Source organism: Streptomyces sp. NPDC002076, assembly GCF_053593835.1.
Genome location: NZ_JBSFDI010000019.1, coordinates 163,049 through 186,020, shown reverse-complemented (window position 1 = coordinate 186,020; position 22,972 = coordinate 163,049). Strand labels below are relative to the sequence as shown.

Here is a 22,972-nt window from a genome sequence, read left to right as displayed (position 1 = left end):
GCACGGCCGCAGCGCGAGGCGGTACGGTGGGGCGAGAAGGATGCGGCTACGCGGTCCGAGGAGGGAGCCACCGATGATTCTGCTCCGTCGCCTGCTGGGTGACGTGCTGCGTCGGCAGCGCCAACGCCAGGGCCGTACTCTGCGCGAAGTCTCCTCGTCCGCCCGAGTCTCACTCGGCTATCTTTCCGAGGTGGAGCGGGGGCAGAAGGAGGCTTCCTCCGAGCTGCTCTCCGCCATCTGCGACGCGCTGGACGTACGGATGTCGGAACTCATGCGAGAAGTGAGCGACGAGCTGGCGCTCGCCGAACTGGCCCAGTCCGCCGCGGCCACCGAGCCCGTGCCCACGCCGGTCCGTCCGATGCTGGGTTCCGTCTCGGTGACCGGTGTGCCACCGGAACGGGTGACCATCAAGGCGCCCGCGGAGGCAGTGGACGTGGTCGCCGCGTGACACACGCGTGCGTGGCCTAGCGAACGTGTGAGGCCCCGGCCGGGCTTCTCGGAACGAACCGAGAAGTGCGGCCGGGGCTTTCCTTTTGCCGGTCGTGCGTGTGGGTTGTATCACTTTTGTGCCCGTTTGCCGGGCTCGGTCCATGCGGTCATGGTGGAGGGACGTGACGGCGCCGAAGCACCGGAGGAAGCGGATGTACGTCGTGAAGAGCCCGTTGGCCGAGGGGGACCTGAAGACCGTGGCCGAGGCGCTGCAGGGTGCCCTCGTCGACCTGGTGGACCTCTCCCTGGTCGCCAAGCAGATCCACTGGAACATCGTCGGGCCCCGCTTCCGCTCCATCCACCTCCAGCTCGACGAGGTCGTCGCTTCCGCGCGCACCCACTCCGACACGGTGGCCGAGCGGGCCTCGGCCCTGGGTGTACCGCCGGACGGGCGCGCCGCCACGGTGGCCTCCGGCAGCGGCATCGGCACCACTCCGGCGGGCTGGATCAAGGACGGGGACGCGGTCCGGGCGATGGTGGACGCGCTCGGCGCGGTGATCGCCGGGATGAGGGTGCGGGTGGCGGCGACGGGAGAGCCGGATCCGGTGTCCCAGGACATCTTCATCGGGATCACGGCGGATCTGGAGAAGCATCACTGGATGTTCCAGGCGGAGAACGCGTAGGTGTTCTGGCCGGGGCCGGGGCCGGGGCCGGGGCCGGGGCAGGGGCCGGGGCAGGGGCCGGGACCGGGACCGGGACCGGGGCAGGGGCAGGGGCCGGGACCGGGACCGGGACCGGGGCAAGGGCCGGTTGCCGGTGCTGCCCAGTGCGGACGGGCTGATGTTCGTGCACCGGTGAGCCCGTGGTGCGCCTTCCCCGCCGGGCGGGCGGAGGTCTAGCGTCCGGCAGGAGGTGGTGGCGCATGGTGGCGCGGACAGTGCGCTGGGCGGTCGGGCTGGGGTTCGCGGCCTTGTGGTGGTGGGCCGTGCTCCGGATCGCTCTGGGTCAGGGCGCGGGCGTCCTGGAAGGCGCCGTCGCGGCCGGCGGGTGGGGGCTGAGCCTGCTGCCCGTGCACTGCGTCCCCAAGGGGCAGGCGGTGGGGGCCGTGTCGAAGGGCCGCTGGGTGGCCGCTTGGCGGGAGAGGGGCGCTACCACGGCATCGCCACACCCCCGTTCGGGCGAAGTATCTGACCCGTGGTGAACGCCGAGGCGTCCGACGCCAGGTAGAGCACGGCGTGAGCGACGTCGTCCGGCTCACCGACCCGGCCCAGCGGTGCCATCCGGGCCATCACGGCCTCGGTGTGCGCCTGCGTCTCGCGGTCGTGGCGGTCGGTCATCGGGGTGCGGATCCAGCCCGGCGCGATCGCGTTGACCCGGATGCCGTGCCGGCCGACCTCGGTGGCCAGCGTCCTGGTCAGCTGGACCACGGCCGCCTTTGCCGCGCCGTAGCAGAGCAACCCGGCGCCTCCGGTGTCGACCGCGCCGGAGGCCATGGTCACGATGCTGCCCCGCGTGGCATGGGCCAGCATCGAACGGGCCGCCTCCTGGCAGGCGTACAGCACGCCCTTGAAGTTGACGTTCAGCACCCGGTCGAGATCCTCGTCACGGGTCTCCAGCACGGGGCTGCTGTGCATGATCCCGGCGATCGCCGCCATCACGTCCAGGCGCTCGCAGGACCGGATCGCCTCGGCGATCCGGGCCCGGTCGGTGACGTCCAGGACATGCGTACGGGCCGTGCCGCCGCGCTTCTCGATCAGCTCCGCCGTGCCCTGCAGGCCGTCCGCGTCCCGGTCGGCGCAGTGCACGGTCGCCCCCGCCACGGCGAGCAGCACGGCGGAGGCCCGGCCGATACCGCCGGCGGCGCCGGTGACGAATGCGGTGCGTCCGGTGAGGTCGTACGCGGTGAGGGGCATGGAGCGACGGTACGACCGTTTCTGACGGAGCGTCAATTACCGTGTCAGGACCGCCGATGCCGCTCCGACAACGCCAGCGCCGGCGGCGCCGGAGCGGTGTGGGGCGGGGTGTCAGGTGGTGCGGCGGGGCCGGCGGTCTCGTCGGTGTTGCGGTGAGCCCGGGGCCGGGGCGGGGCCCGTCTGGCAGGTGGGGCACCAGTAGGTGGGGCGTTCCCGGGAGCCGTCGCCCTGGTCGGCCATGCGGACCGGGGTGTGGCAGCGCAGGCAGGGGCGGGGTGCGCGGCCGTAGACGAACAGGTCGTGCCGGTGCAGGCCCGTGGTCTGGCGGACCGGGCGGTCGCGGTTCGCCTCCAGGAGTCTCTTCGCGAGCATGGGCAGCTTCTCCGCGCGGTCCCCGGGCAGCGCGCCGACCGGCAGCCATGGGGTGACGCCCAGCAGGAAGCACAGCTCGCTCTTGTAGATGTTGCCGATGCCGGCGAGGTTGCGCTGGTCGAGCAGGGCCTCGCCGAGCGGGCGGGCGGGATCGGCGAGGAGGTTGGCGAGGGCACGCTCGGGGTCCCAGTCCGGGCCGAGCAGGTCGGGGCCCAGATGGCCGACGACCCGCTCCTCCTCGCTCGTGCGCAGCAGTTCCAGGACCTGGAGTCGGTAGCCCACGGCCGTGCGGTCGGCGGTGCCGAGGATGGCCCTGATCTGGTGTGCCGGACCGCCCCGCCAGCGTTCGCCGGTGTCGTACACCTTCCAGGCTCCCTCCATCCGCAGATGCGTGTGGAGGGTCAGGCCGCCCTCGAACCGGGTGAGCAGGTGTTTGCCGCGCGGGATCGTGCTGAGCACCGTACTTCCGGTGAGGTCGACCGTCGCGTACTTCGGCACCCGGAAGTCGCTGCGGGTCAGCGCCTTGCCCGCGAGGGCCTCGTGCAGCCGCCTCGCGGCCTGCCAGACCGTGTCACCTTCGGGCATGCGTCAAGGGTGCCACGGTCGGGTGAGGTGGGCGTTCGGGTGGCGGTGGCGGTGGCGGTGCTGGTAGCGGCGGTGGTGGTGGCGGTGGTGGTGGCGGGGCCGCCCGTCCGCGGTCACGCTCTCAGGCGCAGGCCGCGTGGTGTCGCCACGAAGCCCGCTGCTTCGAGAAGGGTGCCTATGGGTGAGGTCAGGGCCTGGGCGCCGTTGATCCGCTCGACCGTGACCGTGCCGAGGGAGCCCGCGCGGGCCGCCGCGGCCAGGGCCTCCGCGGCCATACGGAGCCGGGGGTCGTCCGGGGCCGCGGTGCCCGGGCCGGCGGGCCAGGCCAGCAGGGTCTTGCCGCCGCGCTCCATGTACAGCGTCAGCTCGCCCTCCACCAGGACGACCAGCGAGCCCGCCTTGCGGCCCGGCTTGTGCCCGGCACCGGTCGGCGGCTCGGGCCAGGACAGGGCGGCGCCATACGCGTTGGCGGGATCGGCCGCGGCGAGGACCACGGCACGTGGGTCCGGTGCGGCCATGCCCGTACGACCACTGCCGTAGCCCCGGTGCGCCGGTGAGCCGTAGGCGCTGGATCCGCCGCCTCTGGGGCCGCCGTAGCCGGGGGAGGCGAACGGGTCGGCGAGGTCGCGGGGCGAGACGTAGTCGCCGGGGCCGGGCGGGGGGTCCGCAGGTGGCCAGGTGAAGTCGCCGTCGAGGCCGGGGTGGGCGAAACCGCCGTCCGACCCGTCGAAGGCGCCGGGGAGAGGGTGTTCGTGGGGTGGGCCGTCGCCTCCGCCGAAGTCGTTCGGGAACGGCGGTGCGGCGAAGCCGTTCGAGGGACTCGGGAAGCCGTTTCCGGGGGCCGCGGCGGTCAGGCTCTCGCCGCGGTCGCGGGCGTTGGACACCGCCCGGAGCCGGTCCACCGCGCCGTCCATGGCGAACTGGGCCGCGCCCAGGCCCTCGACCACATAGCCGCGGCGCGCCTGGCCGCTCTCCTCGAACGCGGACAGCACGCGGTACACCGCCGAGAAGCCGCCCTCGATCCCCTCCGCGGCGACCGCCCCGCGGGTGACCACGCCGTGCCGGTCCAGCAGGGTGCGAGCCAGCGCGTGCGCGCGCACGGTGGGGTCCGGCTCGGCCGTCGGAAGCAGTGACCAGCGGCCGGCGACCGTCGGAGGACCGGTACGGGATGCGATGCGCGCGGCGGCCGTCAGGGAGCCGTAGCGCCCGCGCGGGACGGCGCGCTTGGCGCGGTGGGCGGTCGACCCCGCCGTACGGCCCGAGCCCAGCAGGGAGCGCATCGGCGCGAGGGTGTCGTTGGTGAGCCGGCCCGACCAGGCCAGATCCCAGAGCGCGTCGGCCAGTTGGGGGTCGGTGACGTCGGGGTGGGTGTTGGCACGGACCTGGTCGGCGATCTGGCGGAAGAACAGGCCGTAGCCGCCGGAGAGGGCGTCAAGTACGGACTGGTGGAGCGCGGTCAGCTCCAGGGGATGGGGCGGCGGGAGCAGCAGCGGGGCCGCGTCCGCCAGATAGAGGGAGACCCAGCCGTCCTTGCCGGGCAGCGCGCCCGCGCCGGACCACACCACTTCGCCGGCGGCCGTCAGCTCGTCGAGCATCGCGGGCGTGTAGTTCGCCACGCGGGAGGGCAGGACCAGCTTCTCCAGCGCGGAGGCGGGCACGGAGGCGCCCTGCAACTGCTCGACGGCGCGCACCAGTCCGTCGATGCCGCGCAGACCGTGCCCCTTGCCGATGTGCTGCCACTGGGGCAGGAACTGGGCGAGCGCGGCCGGGGGCACGGGCTCCAGCTCATGGCGCAGGGCCGCCAGGGAACGGCGGCGCAGGCGGCGCAGTACGGCCGCGTCGCACCACTCCTGGCCGATGCCCGCCGGGTGGAACTCGCCCTGCACCACCCGGCCGCTCGCGGCGAGCCGCTGCAGGGCGCCCTCGGTGACCGCCACGCCCAGGCCGAAGCGGGCCGCGGCCGTGGCCGACGTGAACGGGCCGTGGGTGCGGGCGTACCGGGCGAGGAGATCGCCCAGCGGGTCCTTGACCGGCTCGGTGAAGGCCTCGGGCACGCCGACCGGCAGTGCCGTGCCGAGCGCGTCGCGCAGCCGGCCCGCGTCCTCGACCGCCGCCCAGTGGTCGGCGCCGGCGATCCGGACCTTGATGGCCCGGCGGGCGCCGGCCAGCTCGCGCGCCCACTGCGCATCCGCGCCCCGCGCGACCAGCTCGGCGTCGGTCAGTGGGCCGAGCAGCCGCAGTACGTCGGCCACGCCCTCCACGTCCTTCACCCGCCGGTCCTCGGTGAGCCACTGCAGCTCGCGCTCCAGCTCGGTCAGCACCTCGGCGTCCAGCAGCTCACGCAGCTCCGCCTGGCCCAGCAGCTCGGCCAGCAGCCGGGAGTCCAGGGACAGCGCGGCGGCGCGGCGCTCGGCGAGCGGGGAGTCGCCCTCGTACAGGAACTGGGCGACGTACCCGAAGAGAAGGGAGCGGGCGAAGGGGGACGGCTCCGGGGTGGTGACCTCGACCAGGCGTACCTTGCGGGACTCGATGTCGCCCATCAGCTCCGTGAGCCCGGGGACGTCGAAGACGTCCTGGAGGCATTCGCGGACGGCCTCCAGGACGATCGGGAACGAGCCGAACTCGCTCGCCACCTGGAGGAGTTGGGCAGCGCGCTGGCGCTGTTGCCACAGCGGGGTGCGCTTGCCGGGGTTGCGGCGCGGCAGCAGCAGCGCGCGGGCGGCGCACTCGCGGAACCGGGAGGCGAACAGGGCGGAGCCGCCGACCTGGTCGGTGACGATCTGGTCGACCTCGCCCTTGTCGAAGGCGACGTCCGCCGCGCCGACGGGTGCCTGCTCGGCGTCGTACTCCGTGCCGGCCTTCATCGGTGCCTGGTCGAGCAGGTCCAGGCCCATAAGGTCGGCGTCGGGCAGGCGCAGCACGATGCCGTCGTCGGCGTGCATGACCTGCGCGTCCATGCCGTACCGCTCGGACAGGCGGGCGCCGAGCGCGAGGGCCCACGGGGCGTGCACCTGGGCGCCGAAGGGCGAGTGGACGACGACCCGCCAGTCGCCCAGCTCGTCGCGGAAGCGCTCCACGACGATCGTGCGGTCGTCCGGGACATGGCCGCAGGCCTCGCGCTGCTCGTCCAGGTACGACAGCACGTTGTCCGCCGCCCAGGCGTCCAGGCCCGCCGCGAGCAGCCGCAGCCGGGCGTCGTCCTTGGGCAGCGAGCCGACCTCGCGCAGGAACGCGCCCACCGCGCGGCCCAGCTCGAGCGGGCGGCCCAGCTGGTCGCCCTTCCAGAAGGGCAGCCGGCCCGGCACGCCGGGCGCGGGGGAGACCAGGACCCGGTCGCGGGTGATGTCCTCGATGCGCCAGGAACTCGTGCCCAGAGTGAAGACGTCGCCCACCCGGGACTCGTAGACCATCTCCTCGTCCAGCTCGCCGACCCGGCCGCCGCCCTTCTTGGGGTCGGAACCGGCGAGGAAGACCCCGAACAGGCCGCGGTCGGGGATCGTGCCGCCGGAGGTGACGGCCAGGCGCTGGGCGCCCGGGCGGCCGGTGATCTCGCCGGTCACGCGGTCCCACACCACGCGCGGGCGCAGCTCCGCGAACGCGTCGGACGGATAGCGGCCCGCGAGCATGTCGAGGACCGCCGTGAACGCCGACTCGGGCAGCGAGGCGAAGGGGGCCGCACGGCGGACCACGGCGAGCAGGTCGTCGAACTGCCACGTGTCCAGGGCCGTCATCGCGACCAGTTGCTGCGCGAGCACGTCGAGCGGGTTCGCCGGCACCTTCAGGGACTCGATCGAGCCCGTGCGCATCCGCTCGGTGACCACGGCCGCCTGGACGAGGTCGCCGCGGTACTTGGGGAACACGACACCGGTGGAGATGGCGCCCACCTGATGCCCCGCGCGGCCCACGCGCTGGAGACCGGAGGCGACCGACGGCGGCGACTCGACCTGGACGACCAGATCGACGGCGCCCATGTCGATGCCCAGCTCCAGGCTGGACGTGGCGACCACGGCGGGCAGCCGGCCCGCCTTCAGGTCCTCCTCGACCAGGGCGCGCTGCTCCTTGGAGACCGAGCCGTGGTGCGCGCGGGCGATCACCGGGGGTGCGCCCTGGGCCGCGCCCGAGCCGCCCATCAGCTGGGCAGGGGCGTGGTGCTCGTCCAGGGTCTCGCCGGTCGCCCTTTCGTAGGCGATCTCGTTGAGCCGGTTGCACAGCCGCTCGGCGAGGCGCCGGGAGTTGGCGAAGACGATCGTGGAGCGGTGGGACTGGACCAGGTCGGCGATCCGCTCCTCCACATGCGGCCAGATCGACGGCCGCTCCCCGCCCTCGGCCGCGTCCGTCGCCGGGGAGCCGCCCAGTTCGCCCATGTCCTCGACCGGGACGACCACGGAAAGGTCGAACTCCTTGCCGGACTCCGGCTGGACGATCTCCACCTTGCGCCGGGGCGAGAGATACCGGGCCACCTCGTCCACCGGACGGACCGTCGCCGACAGGCCGATCCGGCGGGCCGGCCTCGGCAGCAGCTCGTCGAGTCGCTCCAAGGAGAGCGCGAGGTGGGCGCCGCGCTTGGTGCCCGCGACCGCGTGCACCTCGTCCAGGATCACCGTCTCCACGCCCGTGAGCGCGTCGCGCGTGGCCGAGGTCAGCATCAGGAACAGCGACTCGGGGGTGGTGATCAGGATGTCCGGCGGGCGGGTGGACAGGGCGCGCCGCTCGGCCGCCGGGGTGTCGCCGGAGCGGATGCCGACCCTGACCTCGGGCTCGGGCAGGCCCAGGCGCACGGACTCCTGGCGGATGCCGGTCAGCGGGCTGCGGAGGTTGCGCTCGACGTCGACCGCGAGGGCCTTCAGCGGGGACACGTAGAGCACCCGGCAGCGCTTCCTCGGGTCGGCCGGGGGCGGGGTCGCGGCCAGCTGGTCCAGGGCGGCGAGGAACGCGGCCAGTGTCTTGCCCGAACCGGTCGGGGCCACCACCAGCACGTCCGAGCCCGCACCGATGGCCTGCCACGCGCCGGCCTGGGCCGCGGTGGGCGCGGAGAACGCCCCCGTGAACCAGCCGCGGGTCGCGGGTGAGAAGCCGTCGAGGGCTCGGTGTGCGGAGCTGACCATGCGTCCATGTTGCACCCGGCCACTGACAATCACCCTGACCTGGGCAAACGCCGTGCGGCGGGAGTGGGTCGAGGGAGGCGGTCGGCGGGAGTGATGTGATGGCGGCTGCGGTGGTGTCGCGGGCTTGAGCGGCGGCTGGTGGCGGTGGCCTGAGCGGCGGCTGTGAGTGGGCGGTGCCGGCGTGAGCGTGGCGGCTGGCGGTGATGGTGCGCGGAGCCAGCGGCGGCTGCGGGTGGTGGTGCGGGAGCGTGCCGAGGCCGGGCGTTAGCGGTGGGCGGACAATGGGCGCATGGCGGGTGCGGCTCGGCGGGGCGAGCAACGGACGGGTGGGAAGACGGGCGGGCGTCGGCCGGTGGAGCGTGCGCGGCACTGGCGGTACGACGACCTGCCGGGCGTGGACCTGCTGCGGGCCCGGTACATCCACAAGACCTTCGTCCGGCACACCCATGAGCACTTCGTGATCGCGGCCATAGCCGACGGCGTCGAGGTCTTCCACCACCGCGGCTCCGACGTGTCCGCGGGCGCGGGAGCCCTCGCTCTGGTCAACCCCGACACCGCCCACACCGGGCGCGCCGGCGTCCCAGAGGGCTGGCGGTACGGCGCGGTCTACCCCTCGCCCGAAGTGGTCGCCGCGATCGCCGCCGAGACCACCACCATCCGGGGCACGCCGGGTTTCGTCAGTCCCGTCCTCGACGACCCCTACACCGTCTGCCTGGTCCACCAGGTGCTGCGCGCCGCCGACGAGGGCAACGCGCTGGCCGCCGACACCCTGCTGCGGGTCGCCGTGACGAGACTGCTGCGACTGAACGGCGGACCGCTGTCCCAGCGCCCGGTCCGCACGGCCGGAGCCGGTATCGCGGCACGCGCGCGTGCGGTGCTGGACGAGCGGATGGCCGCGCCGCCGACCCTGGAACGGCTGGCCGCCGACCTCGGCACCAGCCCGTTCGCGCTCCTGCGGGCGTTCCGCGACACCTACGGCATGCCGCCGCACACCTGGCTGACCGACGCCCGCGTGCGCCGCGCGCGACTCCTGCTGGACGCGGGGTCGCCCCCCGCCGAGGCGGCCACCGCCGTCGGCTTCACCGACCAGCCGCACCTCAACCGGCACTTCACCCGGATCATCGGCGTGCCCCCGGGCGCCTACCAGCGCGAGCGCAGGAACAATAGCGAGCCGAAGAACATGCGCGGGTGCAAGAACGTACAAGACCCGGGGTGAGGGACGTCCGTACCGTCTGCGGCGTGGCACAGCAGACAGCACTCGCGGACATGACCGCCGACGGCGCGGACAAGCCCGACCGGGCCGTCGTACGGGACGCCCTCGGGGTCGGCGTCGCCGTCGGCCTGTCCGGATTCGCCTTCGGGGTGACCTCCGCCGGCAGCGGGCTCGGACTGCTCCAGACCTGCGCGCTCAGCCTCCTGGTCTTCACCGGCGCATCCCAGTTCGCCCTGGTCGGAGCGCTCGCCGCGGGAGGCAGTCCGTTCACGGCGGCCGCCGGCGCCTTCTTCCTCGGCGTGCGCAACGCCTTCTACGGGCTGCGGCTGTCGCAGCTGCTCGATCTCCCGCGCGGGGTGCGGCCGTTCGCGGCCCAGTGGGTGATCGACGAGACCACGGCGGTCACCCTGGCCCAGCCGACCCGGCGCGCCCGGCGGATCGGCTTCACCGTCACCGGGCTCACGCTGTACGCGCTCTGGAACCTCACCACGCTGCTCGGCGCGCTCGGCGCCAAGGCGATCGGCGACACGCGCGCGTGGGGACTGGACGCGGCCGGGCCCGCCGTGTTCCTGGCGCTGTTCGCGCCGATGCTGCGGACGACCACCGAGCGCGCGGTCGCCGCCCTGGCGGTCCTGCTGGGCCTCGGTCTGCTGCCCGTCCTCCCGGCCGGCGCCCCGGTCCTGGTGGCGGCCCTGGCGGCACCGATCGCTCTCCTCGCCGAGGGACGCAGAAGGCCACGCGGCCCACAGGGCGAGCCGGCGAGCGGACCGAACGACGGCGCCGCAGCGGAGGAGGACCGGTGAACACCTGGCCAGCGATCGCCTTGACCGCCTTCGGCTGCTACGCCGTCAAGCTCGCCGGGCTGCTGGTGCCCGCGGGCGCCATGGAGCGACCGTTCGTACGGCGGATCGCCGCCCTGCTGCCCGTCGCCCTCCTCGCCGCGCTCACGGCTCAGCAGACGTTCGCCGACGGGCACGGGATCGTGCTGGACGCACGGGTCGCGGGGCTCGGCGCGGCTGCTGTGGCGCTGGTGCTGCGCGCGCCGTTCCTGCTGGTCGTCGCGGCGGCCGTGATCGTGACGGCGGGCGTACGGGCCCTCGGCGGATGACGCGGGACCGACGCGGGCCGACGCGGCTCACGAGGCGGTTCCGTGCGCGAACCGGTGGGGCCCGGACGCCGGGCGGGCGGGCGTACGGCACTGGCTCAGCCCACGAAACGGCCGTACGCCCGCAGGGTGCGCAGTGCCTCGATCGTCACCCGGGGGCGTGCCTCCAGCGCGGGGGCCGGTGCCCACTGGTGCCACCGGATCGGCCAGCCGCCGTCGTCCTGCTGCTCGGCGGCCAGGTGGTCCAGGGAGCGTGCCATCTCGTCGTCCGTGAACCACGCGCGCGCGAGCGAGTCCGGAGTCCTGGCGAAGTCGTGCGGGAAGTGATGCTCGCCCGGAGCGTAACCGGGCGCGACCGGATACGCGTCGAGCCGGTCCGGCTCCAGGGCCGCGAGCCGCTGCTCCCGCACCAGGCGGCCGAGCCGGTCCGCGGCGGCCTCAGCGCGCGAGCGGTCGGGAGCGGAGTCCAGGAAGGCCACGGCGGCCTCCACCTCGTACGGATGGGACTTCTCCAGGGACTCCACGGCCTGCCAGCAGAAGTCGGTGGCCCGGAACAGCCAGGCGTGCCACACCTCGTTGCGGTGCAGCAGCCCCACCACCGGTCCCGTGGCGAGCAGCTCGCTGGGAGGGTCGTCGACGACCGGGACGAACGGTGCCACCGGATATCCGCGCTGGCTGGGATGGATCGCCGGCAGGGCGCCGTCCGTGGTGGAGATCGAGGTCAGATAGCGGCACACGCGCTCGACCCGCTGCCCGCCGCAGCGCCCGATCTCGTCCAGGACGCGCAGCGCGTGCGCAGAGTGCAGGGGCTGGCTCACGGGGCCGCGCAGATCGGGCTCCAGCGCGTGCCCGTACCCGCCGTCCTCGTTGCGGTAGGCGTCCAGTGCCGCTTCGACCGCGTCCGGGGTGCCGTGCAGGAAGTGGTACGCGAAGAGGCGCTGCTCCAGCACGCGCGCGGTGAGCCACACGAACTGCTCGGCGCGGAAGAGCGGGGAGCGCGCCGGGGGCGTGGAAGGGAGTGGGGAAGCTCCTGTTTCGGCCATGCGTCAGACCGTAGGACGGAAAGCGGTCTCGGCAAGCGCTCCCGGCCGGGGCCCACCCCCAGGGGCGGGATACTGGAGTCATGCGGTTGACGGTCTTCTGGCAGCGGATGGCGGAACACTTCGGTCCGGGGTACGCCGACACCTTCGCGCGCGATCACGTCATGTCCGAGCTGGGCGGGCGCACGGTGCACGAGGCGCTGAACGCCGGCTGGGACGCGAAGGACGTGTGGCGCGTGGTCTGCACGGTCATGAACGTGCCGGGCGAGCGGCGCTGACGCGCTGCCTGGAAGATTCCGATTCGTCCCCGAAGAGGCCGGCCGTACGGCACCGATCGGTCACGAAGATCGCAGGTGGGCGCCGGTTGTCGGTGGCGTGGGCGAGACTTGGCCCGTGGCACCGATTGACGAGGACAACGAGTCGCTGACCCGGGACGCGGCACCGAACGGCACGACACGGCCCGAGCGGCCCACGGCTCCCGACGCCGTCGCCGCGGTCGGCCGCATGCCGCGCTGGCTGCCGCGCGCCATGGTGCTCGCGCTCGCGCTGATCGCCGCGTTCCAGCTCGGCAGCTGGGCCTTCCACCAGCTGACCGGGCTGTTGATCAACATATTGATCGCGTTCTTCCTGGCCCTCGCGATCGAGCCCGCGGTGAGCCGGATGGCCGCCCGCGGCATGCGCCGGGGGCTGGCCACCTTCCTGGTCTTCCTCGGGTTGACGATCGCCGTCGCCGGGTTCGTCACCCTGCTCGGCTCCATGCTGGCCGGCCAGATCATCAAGATGGTCGAGGGCTTCCCGGACTACCTTGACTCGCTCATCAACTGGATCAATGAGAGCTTCCACACCGAGCTGCGGCGGGTGGACGTCCAGGAGGGCCTGCTCCACTCCGAGTGGCTGCGCAAGTACGCGCAGAACAGCGCCGCCGGTGTCCTCGACGTCTCCGCACAGGTGCTCGGCGGGCTGTTCCAGATGCTGACGGTGGGGCTGTTCTCCTTCTACTTCGCGGCCGACGGTCCCCGGCTGCGCCGCGCCCTGTGCTCCGTCCTGCCGCCCGCACGCCAGGCCGAGGTGCTGCGCGCCTGGGAGATCGCCGTCGACAAGACGGGCGGCTACCTCTACTCGCGCGGCCTGATGGCGCTCATCTCCGGCATCGCCCACTACATCCTGCTCCAGGCCCTCGGCGTGCCGTACGCGCCCGTGCTCGGCGTCTGGGTGGGCCTGGTCTCGCAGTTCATCCCGACCATCGGCACCTATCTCGCCGGCGCGCTGCCGATGCTGATCGCGTTCACCGTCGACCCCTGGTACGCGGTGTGGGTGCTGGCCTTCGTGGTGGTCTACCAGCAGTTCGAGAACTACATGCTCCAGCCCAAGCTGACCGCCAGGACCGTCGACATTCACCCCGCGGTCGCCTTCGGCTCGGTCATCGCCGGCACCGCGCTGCTGGGCGCCGTCGGCGCGCTGATCGCCATCCCGGCGGTGGCCACCCTCCAGGCGTTCCTCGGGGCGTATGTGAAGCGCTACGCCGTCACGGACGACCCCAGGGTGCACGGGCACCGGGGCCGGGGCCCGGGCGGTGCCGGGGTGCTGGCGCGGATACGCCGACCGCGGGTCGCGCAGCCCGAGCCGGAGGAGTTGTCGTAGGGCGGTGCGCCTCGGAAACGGATGTCGCGGGCCGGTGACCGGAGAAGCACGGGGTGAGCCGGTGCCGCCTCGGTCCCGTCATCGGTACGTCAGCACCGCCCACACTCCCGCTCCGGCGACGGCCGCCGTATAGCAGCCGACCGCTGTGACCACGATCCGCCGGCGTGTCCGTTCGCTCCAGGGCGAGCGGGACAGCAGCCAGGCCAGCGCGGGCAGGACGAGCACGGCGTGCAGACTCACGCCGTGCAGGGGCTTGAGCGGGGCCGTCGAACGGTAGGCGGCCTCCTGATGGCCGGTGCGGGTCAGTACGACCCCGCGCGCGATCATCGCCGCCCCGGAGGCCAGTGCCACCAGCAGGATCGCGAACCCGGAGCGGACCGCGAGCGGCATTGCGGCCGGGCCTGTCGGCCGGTGCCGGAAGGACGCGACGGCGAACACCGTGAGCAGGGCGACCAGGACACCGCCGCCCACCGCGAGCGTCATGGACACCGCCGTGTCGAAGGGGGTCTCCATGTTCAGGTGCGAGGGCACCCTGCGCCACGCCTGGAGGGTGATCCCGCCGACCTCCACCACACAGTCGGCGGCGAAGACGAGCAGCAGGGCCGAGCGCAGCCGGGGGCCGACGCGCAGATACGACGTGACCCATGTGATCGCGATGAGCGTCAGCCCGAAGGACAGTCCGAACGTGACGGGCTTGCGCCAGGAGACAGGACCGAACCACGGGCCCCCGTCGACCGCGAAGACCCCCAGGTGCACGAGACCGGACAGGACGAGAAGCAGCCCCGTCGCATGACAGAGGCGGTCGACGGCGCGCGGATTGTTCATGGGCCAAGGCTCCTGGGAGCGGCACGCCCGGTCGTCGTCCGGCCGAAGACACCCGCCGTACGCCGCCGGGAGTAGCGGTGCGGGGCGCCGGAGCACGCGTTCAGGGCACCGCGTGGTGCGCTTGACACCAAAATCGAACATCCATTCTTATGGAGGCTCAGGCGAGGCTTGGGCGGTGGATTTCGTCCCGTTTTGCGGGAAGAAGTCCCAGGGTTATCCACAGGCTGGGCCTGCGTCGGGGCGCATTGTCAGTGGCAGGCGTTAGCGTCTTTGACGTGAAGCGATCGACTCAAGCAAACCGGGTGGAACCCATGGCAGGAACCGACCGCGAGAAGGCGCTCGACGCCGCGCTCGCGCAGATTGAACGGCAATTCGGCAAGGGCGCGGTCATGCGCATGGGCGAGCGGTCGAAGGAGCCCATCGAGGTCATCCCGACCGGGTCGACCGCGCTCGACGTCGCCCTCGGCGTCGGTGGCCTGCCGCGCGGCCGTGTCGTCGAGATCTACGGCCCGGAGTCCTCGGGTAAGACGACCCTGACCCTGCACGCCGTGGCCAACGCCCAGAAGGCCGGCGGTCAGGTCGCCTTCGTGGACGCGGAGCACGCCCTCGACCCCGAGTACGCGCGCAAGCTCGGCGTCGACATCGACAACCTGATCCTCTCCCAGCCCGACAACGGCGAGCAGGCCCTGGAGATCGTGGACATGCTGGTCCGCTCCGGTGCCCTCGACCTGATCGTCATCGACTCCGTCGCCGCGCTCGTCCCGCGCGCGGAGATCGAGGGCGAGATGGGCGACAGTCACGTCGGTCTCCAGGCCCGGCTGATGAGCCAGGCCCTGCGGAAGATCACCAGCGCGCTCAACCAGTCCAAGACCACCGCGATCTTCATCAACCAGCTCCGCGAGAAGATCGGCGTGATGTTCGGCTCCCCGGAGACCACGACCGGTGGCCGCGCGCTGAAGTTCTACGCCTCGGTGCGTATCGACATCCGCCGCATCGAGACCCTGAAGGACGGCACGGAGGCGGTCGGCAACCGCACCCGCTGCAAGGTCGTGAAGAACAAGGTCGCCCCGCCCTTCAAGCAGGCCGAGTTCGACATCCTCTACGGCCAGGGCATCAGCCGCGAGGGCGGCCTGATCGACATGGGCGTGGAGCACGGCTTCGTCCGCAAGGCCGGCGCCTGGTACACGTACGAGGGCGACCAGCTCGGCCAGGGCAAGGAGAACGCGCGTAACTTCCTCAAGGACAACCCCGATCTGGCCAACGAGATCGAGAAGAAGATCAAGGAGAAGCTGGGCGTCGGTGTCCGGCCGGAGGAGCCCGCCGCCGAGCCGGGCGGGGACGCTGCGGTCACCGCCGCTGCCGCCGGCGACGCCAAGACGGTGCCCGCCCCGGCAGCCGCCAAGGCCACCAAGCCCAAGGCCGCCGCAGCCAAGAGCTGACCCGTGACACGACGAACCGACTGGGCCGAGTACGAGTACGCCACCCCCGGTGCCCCACGGGGGAGGGGCACCGGGGGCCATCCGGGCGCCGCCCCGGGCGGTGACGACGGATACCCGGACGACGGTTACGAGGGTCACGACGGGCAGGACGAGTACCGCGGCTCCGGTGGGTACGGGGATGCCGGTGGCGCCCACCGGGACGACACGGGCGACGAGCCGTACGGGGGCGGCTCGCCCGGCCGGCGCTCCCGAGGCGGCGTCGGCCCGCGGGGCGAGCGCGGGCGCGGCCGGCGGCGGCGCGGCTTCGGGGACGCGCCCGATGAGGACGAAGGCGCCCCTTCCTCGTCGAGGGCCGAGCGGGGGGAGTCTTCAGGGGACCCGGCTGAGCGGGCACGGGCGATCTGCCTGCGCCTGCTCACCGGGACCCCGCGCACCCGCAAGCAACTCGCGGACGCTCTGCGCAAGCGGGAGATCCCCGAGGACGTGGCCGAGGAGGTGCTGTCGCGGTTCGAGGAGGTCGGGCTGATCGACGACAGCGCGTTCGCCGACGCCTGGGTGGAGTCCCGGCACCATGGCAGGGGGCTTGCGCGCCGGGCGCTGGCCCAGGAGCTGCGCACCAAAGGGGTCGACAAGACGCTGATCGACGAGGCCGTCTCCCAGCTCGACTCCGAGCAGGAGGAGGCGACGGCCCGCGAGCTCGTGGACCGCAAACTGCGCGCCACCCGTGGCCTCGACCGTGACAAGCGGCTCCGCCGACTCGCCGGGATGCTCGCCCGCAAGGGCTACCCCGAGGGCATGGCCCTCCGTGTCGTCCGCCAGGCCCTGGAGGAAGAGGGCGAGGACACGGACTTCCTGGGAGAAGGCGACTTCTGAGTCTTCGGTGCGCAGGGCGTGGAGCTGTCGGGTTCTGCGATCTCCCCGCGTCCGCGGTGGGGTCAACAGGGCGTCGTCGGCTCCACCGGGAGGCCCTCCGCCCGCCACGCCTGGAAGCCGCCCACGAGGTCCGTGGCCCGGTGCAGTCCCAGTTGCCGGAGGGAAGCGACCGCGAGGCTGGAGGCGTAGCCCTCATTGCAGATGACCACGACGCGCAGGTCGTGGCCGGTTGCCTCGGGGACGCGGTGGCTGCCCTGGGGATCGAGACGCCACTCCAGTTCGTTGCGCTCGATGACGAGAGCGCCGGGGATCAGCCCGTCCCGCTCGCGCAGGGCCGCGTACCGGATGTCGACCAGCAGCGCCTCGCCGGTCCGCGCCGCCTCGTGCGCCTCGCGAGCCTCGATGCGCCGGTAGTCGGCGCGCACCCGCTCCAGCAACTCGTCGATGCCGACCGGGGCTTGACCGATGGTGCCGCTCACTGCCAGTCCTCCGGGCGTTCGACCTGCTCGAGGCGGAGCACATGCCCCGTACGGCTGTAGCGCCGGATGCGCGGCAGGGGTGGGTAGTAGGCGTGCACGGAGATCGCGTGCTCGTCTGGGGACTCGTTGAGGACCTCGTGGACATGGTGGCGGCCGAAGGAGCGGCCCTCGCCCGCGGGCATCCGGCGTGCGCGGTCCACGTCCTCGGTGAGTTCCAGGGTCTTCCAGCCGTCGGTCGGCAGCCGGGCGGCGAGCGAGTTCTCCTTGAGAACGCCCGACGCGGTGAGGAACGCGCCGACCGAGTCGGCGTGGTCGTGCCAGCCGGTGCCGGTTCCGGGTGGCCAGCCGATGAGCCATGCCTCGCTGCCGCCCGGACCCTGCAGCCGCACCCAGGTGCGGCCCTCCGGGTCGAGCGGAAGGGAGGCGATCAGCTCGGCGTCGGCGGCCGTGCGCCGGACGAAGTCGAGGAGGTCCGCCTGGGTGGGTGCCGAGCCGACGGCAGGGGACACGGGAGCGGGGGAGACAGACACGTACACCGTCCTGAAGCCTGAAGAAGGTTCGCGGAACGGGCGCACTGCGGCGCCCGGACAGGAAGAGGAATGCGAAGTCAGCAGGACGGGCGACACACGCAGCCCGCATAGCGGACGAGGTCCATATGGACCCTCCGCCACAGGCGCACACAGGTGTCGGTCATGGTCCGGAGTACAGCATGCCGGTGTACTGCGGTCAACTCACCGTCACCATGTGGACAGAGGGTGACGGGGCTGCGGTCAGCGGGCGGCGGAGGCCGCCCGGGCCGGCTCCTCCTTGGCCGCGCCGCCCACCGCCGCCTCCGCCGCCGCGTAGAGGTCGGCCGGACGGACGCCGCTCAGCGCGGTGATCAGGTGGCCGTCGGGGCGCACGAGCAGCACGCTGTGCGCCGGCGCACCCGGGTAGCTCTCGGCGACCAGCAGTTCGGCGGGGTACGGCAGCGCGGTCACGGCCGCCGCGAGCCGGGGCATCACTCCGGCGGAGACCCAGTGCTTGCGGTCCCAGACCCCCGTGCCGGGCGCGATCAGCACGACGAGCAGGGCGCCGCGGCCGAGCCGGTCGCGCAGTTGGACGAAGGAACCATCCTCCGCGGTGACCCGTACGTCGGTGACGGGTGCTCCGGACGGGGTGTCGACCGGGACCTCGCCCTCCAGATGCCGGGGCGCGAGCGGCGAGTTGGCGTACACCCCCGGCGCACCGAGCGGCCCGCGCCCCAAGTGACCGTCCATGAGCAGCGCATCGTGGCCGCGCGCCGCACCCGGGACGATCTGGCGCAGTCCGCCGGCGCCGCGCAGCACCGGCAGCACCTGGTCGGCAGCGCGCAGCCGGGCGGCGACCACCGCGCGCCGTTCGGTCTGGTAGCTGTCCAGCAGCGCCTCGTGCGGGCCGTGGTGCCAGGCCGGGGCCAGCTTCCAGGCGAGGTTGTCGGCGTCCCTGAGGCCCTCGTCCAGCCCCTGGGTGCCGAGCGCGCCGAGCAGATGGGCCGCGTCCCCGGCGAGGAAGACCCGGCCGACGCGCCACCGGCGGGCCAGCCGGTGGTGCACCGTGTGGACACCGGTGTCGAGCAGCTCGTACGCCGGTGTGGAGCCGTCCGTCCAGCCCGCGAGCGTCTCGCGGATCCGGGCCACCAGGATCTCGGGCGTGACCAGGTCCTTGCCCGGTGGCAGCAGCCAGTCCAGGCGCCACACGCCGTCCGGGAGGGGGCGGGCGGTCACCTCCCCGGCCGGGGGCCCGGACTGCCGCCACGGCGGCGTCCGATGGAGCAACGCCCGACCCTGCCACGGAAGTTCCGTGCGCAGGGCGGCGACCGCGTGCCGCTCCACCGCCGTACGGCCGGGGAAGCGGATGTCCTGGAGTTTGCGCACCGTCGAGCGCGGTCCGTCGCAGCCGACCAGGTAACTGCCGCGCCACCAGGTGCCGCTCGGGCCGCGGGTGTGCGCGGTGACGCCGGAACGCTCCTGCTCGATCGAGTCCAGACGGCTGTCCACGGCCACCTTCACCAGCGGCTCGTCGGCGATGACCGCGCGCAGGGCGCCGCTGAGGACGTGCTGGGCGATGTGCAGCGGGGCGGTGGGGTCCGCCTCCTCGAAGGTGATCTCGCTCATCACCTGCTTGCGCCTGAGGGACCGCCATCCGGCCCAGCGCACACCCTGTTCACCGAGCGCCACCCCGGTCAGCCGCTCCAGCAGGGCGGCCGTGTCCTCCCGCAGGACGACGGTGCGCGCGGGGCGGGGTTCGTCCTTGCCGGGGCCCTCGTCCAGGACCACGCACGGCACCTCCTGGCGGGCCAGCGCCAGGGCGAGCGTGAGCCCGACCGGCCCCGCTCCGACGATGATCACCGGGTCCATGACGCGGCGCCCCCTGCCCGTGACGATGCCCTGACGGAGACAAGTGAACAGGAAGGGGGAGCGGGGTGCACGATCACAAAACGTATGCAACCCATTGGCAGAGTTTGCGTCAAGCGACCGGAGGCAGTGGTGATCACGCCACTGCCTCCGGGTGATGAGTTCGGGTCTGACCTCGTGTCAGGCCGCGATTCCCGTTCCCGCGTGGCCCGCGACGCCCACGGTGTCCTCCACGCCGAGCACCGCCCCGGTCGACTTCTTGCCCCGCCGCAGCCGGCCCTCCAGCCAACTCGCGAACGAGGTCAGGGAGAAGTTGATGATCACGAAGATCACCGCCACCACCGTCAGCGAGGCGATCATGTTGCCGTAGTAGCCGGCCATCGTGTTGGCCGAGGCCATCAGTTCGGGGAACGTGAGGACCGCGCCGCCGAGTGCGGTGTCCTTCACGATGACCACCAACTGGCTGACGATGGCCGGGAGCATGGCGGTGACCGACTGCGGCAGCAGGATGAGCCGCATCATCTGCCCCTTGCGCAGGCCGATCGCCAGGGCCGCCTCAGACTGGCCCTTCGGCAGGGCGAGGATGCCCGCGCGGACGATCTCGGCGAGCACCGACGCGTTGTACAGCACCAGGCCTGTGACGACCGCGTAGAACGGCCGGTCGTCCGAACTGACGTCGGTGTACTGGGCGAAGAGCGCGAGCCCGAAGATCATCAGGACCAGGACGGGGATCGCGCGGAAGAACTCCACCACGATCGTGGCCGGGACGCGCACCCACAGGTGGTCCGAGAGCCGGGCGATACCGAGGACGGCGCCGAGCGGAAGCGAGATGACCATCGCGAGGGCCGCAGCCTCCAGGGTCTTCTGCAGCCCGGGCCAGATGTACGTCGAGTACGCCTCGGTGCCGCTGAAGAAGGGTTTCCACAGCGACCAGGCCAGCTGTCCCTTGTCGTCGAACGACTTGTACACCCACCATGCGACGGCCGCGAGGGCGATCAGGAAGACCGCCGTGTACAGGATGTTGCGCCGCTTGCCGCGAGGCCCTTGGACGTCGTACAGGACCGAGCTCATCGCTTCACCGCCACCTTCTTGCCCACCCAGCCGAGGATCAGACCGGTCGGCAGGGTCAGGCAGACGAATCCGAAGGCGATGACCGCGGAGATCGCCAGCAACTCCGCCTCGTTCTCGATCATCTTCTTCATCAGGAATGCCGCCTCCGCCACGCCGATCGCGGCGGCGACCGTCGTGTTCTTCGTCAGGGCGATCAGCACGTTGGTCAGCGGACCGACGGCCGCGCGGATGGCCTGCGGCAGTACGACCAGCCCCAGCACCTGGGGGAAGCTCAGGCCGATGGCACGCGCCGCCTCCGCCTGTCCGACCGGCACGGTGTTGATGCCGGCCCGGATCGCCTCGCACACGAAGGCCGAGGTGTAGACGATCAGGCCGAGCACGGCCAGCCGGAAGTTGATCGTGTCGAAGCTGTTTGCACCCAGGCTGACGCCCAGCGTCTGGTTGAGGCCGAGGGAGGAGAAGAGGATGATCACCGTGAGAGGGATGTTCCGCACGATGTTCACATAGGCGGTGCCGAAGCCGCGCATCAGCGGTACGGGGCCCACCCGCATGGCGGCCAGCAGAGTGCCCCAGACCAGGGAGCCCACGGCCGACAGCAGCGTCAGCTGCACCGTCGTCCAGAAGGCGCCCAGCACGTCGTACTTGTCAAGAAAGTCGAACACGATCTCCCGCGCTTCCGCGTGTAGGGATGCCCCGGTGCGCTGCCGTGTTCAAAGGCGGCGCACCGGCGGGGCGTTGCCTCAGCTCTTGATGTCGCCGATCTTCGGGGCGGGCTCGTTCTTGTAGTCGGCCGGACCGAAGTTCTTCTTCACGGCCGTCTCCCACGAGCCGTCGGAGACCATCTCCTCAAGAGCCTTGTTGATCTTGGCCTTGAGGTCGCTGCCCTTCTTGATGCCGATGCCGTAGTTCTCGTTGGTCATCTTGAAGCCGCCGAGCTTGAACTTCCCCTTGAACTGGGCCTGGGCGGCGTAGCCCGCGAGGATCGAGTCGTCCGTGGTGAGGGCGTCGATGGCGCCACTCTGCAGACCGCCCAGACAGGCCGAGTAGGTCGGGTACGTCACGAGGTTGGCCTTGGGAGCCAGCTTGTCGTGGACGTTCTGCGCCGAGGTCGAGCCGGCCACCGAGCAGAGCTTCTTGCCGTTCAGATCCGCCGGAGACTTGATCTTCGTCTCGTCCGCGCGCAGCAGTACGTCCTGGTGGGCCAGCAGGTACGGGCCGGCGAAGTCGACCTTCGCCTCACGCTTCGGCGTGATCGAGTACGTGGCGGCGATGAAGTCGACGTCCCCGCGCTGCAGCATGGTCTCGCGGTCGGCGCTCTTCGACTCCTTCCACTCGATCTGGTCGGCGCTGTAACCGAGCTTCTTGGCGACATAGGTGGCCACGTCCACGTCGAAGCCCGAGTAGCCCTGCGGGGTCTTCTGGCCGAGGCCCGGCTGGTCGAACTTGATGCCGATGGCGATCTTCTTGCCGCCACCGGAGGAGCCGTTGTCGTCCTTCTTGCCGCCGCCGCACGCGGTGGCGCCCACGGCGAGCGCGAGTACGGCGGCCGAGGCGGCGGTGACCTTGCGGAGCTTCATGGTGAACATCCTTTGATGGGGTGCGGAACGAGGTCCGTTTGAAAAGGCGACCCAGGGGCGCGGGGCGGCCGGCGTCGTCAGTGGTGCAGGATCTTGGACAGGAAGTCCTTGGCCCGGTCGCTGCGCGGGTTGCTGAAGAACTGGTCGGGCGCAGCCTCTTCGACGATCCGGCCGTCGGCCATGAAGACCACGCGGTTCGCAGCCGATCGAGCGAAGCCCATCTCGTGGGTGACGACGACCATCGTCATGCCCTCGCGGGCGAGCTGCTGCATGACCTCGAGGACCTCGTTGATCATCTCGGGGTCGAGGGCGGAGGTCGGCTCGTCGAAGAGCATGACCTTCGGATCCATCGCCAGTGCCCGGGCGATGGCGACGCGCTGTTGCTGGCCGCCGGACAGCTGGGCGGGGTACTTGTCGGCCTGGGTGCCCACGCCGACCCGGTCGAGCAGGGACCGGGCCTTGTCCTCGGCCTGCTTCTTGTCCGCCTTGCGGACCTTGAGCTGACCCAGCATCACGTTCTCGAGCACGGTCTTGTGCGCGAAGAGGTTGAAGGACTGGAAGACCATCCCGACGTCCGCCCGCAGCCGCGCCAGTTCCTTGCCCTCCTGGGGCAGGGGCTTGCCGTCGATGGCGATGGTGCCCGAGTCGATCGTCTCCAGACGGTTGATGGTGCGGCACAGGGTCGACTTTCCGGACCCGGAGGGCCCGATGACCACGACGACCTCGCCGCGGGCGATCGTCAGGTCGATGTCCTGGAGAACGTGCAACGCGCCGAAGTGCTTGTTGACGCTCTTCAGGACGACCAGTTCGCCGGACGTGACCACCTCTTCCTCGGTCACCGATACATTGGTCATCGCTCTCGGGCTCCGTCCTCCTCGGTTTCGGAGGACAGTAGTGAGCGGCTGTGACCTGCGTCATCACATCTGAGGG

22 protein-coding genes are annotated in these 22,972 nt (G+C 72.1%); 9 read left to right on the top strand and 13 right to left on the bottom strand.

The window, feature by feature from the left end; all coding sequences use genetic code 11:
- Positions 1-73 precede the first annotated feature (73 nt).
- Positions 74-448 (top strand): helix-turn-helix domain-containing protein, encoded by a 375-nt coding sequence (locus ACWCQS_RS33505; protein ID WP_030178264.1) that lies wholly within the window; start codon positions 74-76, stop codon positions 446-448.
- A 193-nt stretch (positions 449-641) separates the two neighbouring features.
- Positions 642-1,112 (top strand): Dps family protein, encoded by a 471-nt coding sequence (locus ACWCQS_RS33500; RefSeq protein WP_388635641.1) that lies wholly within the window; start codon positions 642-644, stop codon positions 1,110-1,112.
- A gap of 465 nt (positions 1,113-1,577) precedes the next feature.
- On the opposite strand, the gene ACWCQS_RS33495 is transcribed toward ACWCQS_RS33500, so the two are convergent.
- The 3 genes from ACWCQS_RS33495 to ACWCQS_RS33485 all read right to left on the bottom strand — a co-directional run bounded on the left by ACWCQS_RS33495 (position 1,578) and on the right by ACWCQS_RS33485 (position 8,404).
- Complete coding sequence (locus tag ACWCQS_RS33495) at positions 1,578-2,342, bottom strand: SDR family NAD(P)-dependent oxidoreductase (RefSeq protein ID WP_451007941.1); 765 nt, start codon at positions 2,340-2,342, stop codon at positions 1,578-1,580.
- 111 nt (positions 2,343-2,453) lie between these two features.
- A complete protein-coding gene (locus ACWCQS_RS33490) occupies positions 2,454-3,299 on the bottom strand; it encodes an Fpg/Nei family DNA glycosylase (RefSeq protein ID WP_451007940.1) in 846 nt (281 codons plus the stop codon).
- Between the two features lie 113 nt (positions 3,300-3,412).
- The gene (locus ACWCQS_RS33485) at positions 3,413-8,404 is read right to left on the bottom strand and encodes an ATP-dependent helicase (protein ID WP_451007939.1); all 4,992 of its coding nucleotides are present in this window, start codon (positions 8,402-8,404) and stop codon (positions 3,413-3,415) included.
- Between the two features lie 289 nt (positions 8,405-8,693).
- Here ACWCQS_RS33485 and ACWCQS_RS33480 point away from each other — a divergent pair, with 289 nt between their 5' ends.
- From ACWCQS_RS33480 to ACWCQS_RS33470, 3 genes are read left to right on the top strand one after another with little or no spacing between them, the layout of a single operon-like run.
- Positions 8,694-9,620, top strand: coding sequence for a helix-turn-helix domain-containing protein (locus ACWCQS_RS33480; protein ID WP_451007938.1), 927 nt, complete (start codon positions 8,694-8,696; stop codon positions 9,618-9,620).
- 23 nt (positions 9,621-9,643) lie between these two features.
- Positions 9,644-10,420, top strand: a complete 777-nt coding sequence (locus ACWCQS_RS33475; RefSeq protein ID WP_451007937.1) for an AzlC family ABC transporter permease — start codon at positions 9,644-9,646, stop codon at positions 10,418-10,420.
- Positions 10,417-10,725, top strand: a complete 309-nt coding sequence (locus ACWCQS_RS33470) for an AzlD domain-containing protein (protein ID WP_451007936.1) — start codon at positions 10,417-10,419, stop codon at positions 10,723-10,725. Before ACWCQS_RS33475 ends, ACWCQS_RS33470 begins: the two co-directional genes overlap by 4 nt.
- Before the next feature lie 95 nt (positions 10,726-10,820).
- Here the strand turns inward: ACWCQS_RS33470 and ACWCQS_RS33465 are convergent, their stop codons facing one another.
- A complete protein-coding gene (locus ACWCQS_RS33465) occupies positions 10,821-11,765 on the bottom strand; it encodes a hypothetical protein (RefSeq protein ID WP_451007935.1) in 945 nt (314 codons plus the stop codon).
- 80 nt (positions 11,766-11,845) lie between these two features.
- Here ACWCQS_RS33465 and ACWCQS_RS33460 point away from each other — a divergent pair, with 80 nt between their 5' ends.
- Positions 11,846-12,040 carry a DUF3046 domain-containing protein gene (locus ACWCQS_RS33460; protein WP_388635657.1) on the top strand — a complete coding sequence of 65 codons (195 nt, stop codon included), beginning with the start codon at positions 11,846-11,848 and terminating at the stop codon, positions 12,038-12,040.
- A gap of 226 nt (positions 12,041-12,266) precedes the next feature.
- Positions 12,267-13,403 (top strand): AI-2E family transporter, encoded by a 1,137-nt coding sequence (locus ACWCQS_RS33455; RefSeq protein ID WP_451007953.1) that lies wholly within the window; start codon positions 12,267-12,269, stop codon positions 13,401-13,403.
- A 78-nt stretch (positions 13,404-13,481) separates the two neighbouring features.
- On the opposite strand, the gene ACWCQS_RS33450 is transcribed toward ACWCQS_RS33455, so the two are convergent.
- Positions 13,482-14,228: a hypothetical protein gene (locus ACWCQS_RS33450; protein WP_451007934.1), complete on the bottom strand. Its 747-nt coding sequence runs from the start codon at positions 14,226-14,228 to the stop codon at positions 13,482-13,484.
- Between the two features lie 311 nt (positions 14,229-14,539).
- On the opposite strand from ACWCQS_RS33450, the gene recA reads away from it, so the two are divergent.
- The gene (gene recA / locus ACWCQS_RS33445; RefSeq protein ID WP_451007933.1) at positions 14,540-15,667 is read left to right on the top strand and encodes a recombinase RecA; all 1,128 of its coding nucleotides are present in this window, start codon (positions 14,540-14,542) and stop codon (positions 15,665-15,667) included.
- 3 nt (positions 15,668-15,670) lie between these two features.
- Complete coding sequence (gene recX, locus ACWCQS_RS33440) at positions 15,671-16,540, top strand: recombination regulator RecX (protein ID WP_451007932.1); 870 nt, start codon at positions 15,671-15,673, stop codon at positions 16,538-16,540.
- Positions 16,541-16,602: 62 nt separating this feature from the next.
- Here recX and ACWCQS_RS33435 read toward each other — a convergent pair whose 3' ends face one another.
- The 8 genes from ACWCQS_RS33435 to ACWCQS_RS33400 form a co-directional block, all read right to left on the bottom strand.
- Entirely contained in the window at positions 16,603-17,019 is a 417-nt protein-coding gene (locus tag ACWCQS_RS33435) for a rhodanese-like domain-containing protein (protein ID WP_451007931.1), read from the bottom strand.
- Positions 17,016-17,549 carry a cysteine dioxygenase gene (locus ACWCQS_RS33430; protein ID WP_451007930.1) on the bottom strand — a complete coding sequence of 178 codons (534 nt, stop codon included), beginning with the start codon at positions 17,547-17,549 and terminating at the stop codon, positions 17,016-17,018. The genes ACWCQS_RS33435 and ACWCQS_RS33430 overlap by 4 nt, the downstream gene beginning before the upstream one ends.
- A gap of 77 nt (positions 17,550-17,626) precedes the next feature.
- Positions 17,627-17,674, bottom strand: coding sequence for a hypothetical protein (locus tag ACWCQS_RS33425; protein WP_309506048.1), 48 nt, complete (start codon positions 17,672-17,674; stop codon positions 17,627-17,629).
- 115 nt (positions 17,675-17,789) lie between these two features.
- On the bottom strand, positions 17,790-19,397 hold the full coding sequence (locus ACWCQS_RS33420) for an FAD-dependent monooxygenase (protein WP_451007929.1): 1,608 nt from the start codon (positions 19,395-19,397) through the stop codon (positions 17,790-17,792).
- A gap of 177 nt (positions 19,398-19,574) precedes the next feature.
- The gene (locus ACWCQS_RS33415) at positions 19,575-20,465 is read right to left on the bottom strand and encodes an amino acid ABC transporter permease (RefSeq protein ID WP_451007928.1); all 891 of its coding nucleotides are present in this window, start codon (positions 20,463-20,465) and stop codon (positions 19,575-19,577) included.
- On the bottom strand, positions 20,462-21,127 hold the full coding sequence (locus ACWCQS_RS33410) for an amino acid ABC transporter permease (RefSeq protein ID WP_451007927.1): 666 nt from the start codon (positions 21,125-21,127) through the stop codon (positions 20,462-20,464). Before ACWCQS_RS33410 ends, ACWCQS_RS33415 begins: the two co-directional genes overlap by 4 nt.
- 78 nt (positions 21,128-21,205) lie before the next feature.
- Positions 21,206-22,042, bottom strand: coding sequence for a glutamate ABC transporter substrate-binding protein (locus ACWCQS_RS33405; protein ID WP_451007926.1), 837 nt, complete (start codon positions 22,040-22,042; stop codon positions 21,206-21,208).
- A 77-nt stretch (positions 22,043-22,119) separates the two neighbouring features.
- On the bottom strand, positions 22,120-22,896 hold the full coding sequence (locus ACWCQS_RS33400; protein ID WP_451007925.1) for an amino acid ABC transporter ATP-binding protein: 777 nt from the start codon (positions 22,894-22,896) through the stop codon (positions 22,120-22,122).
- Positions 22,897-22,972: the final 76 nt, after the last annotated feature.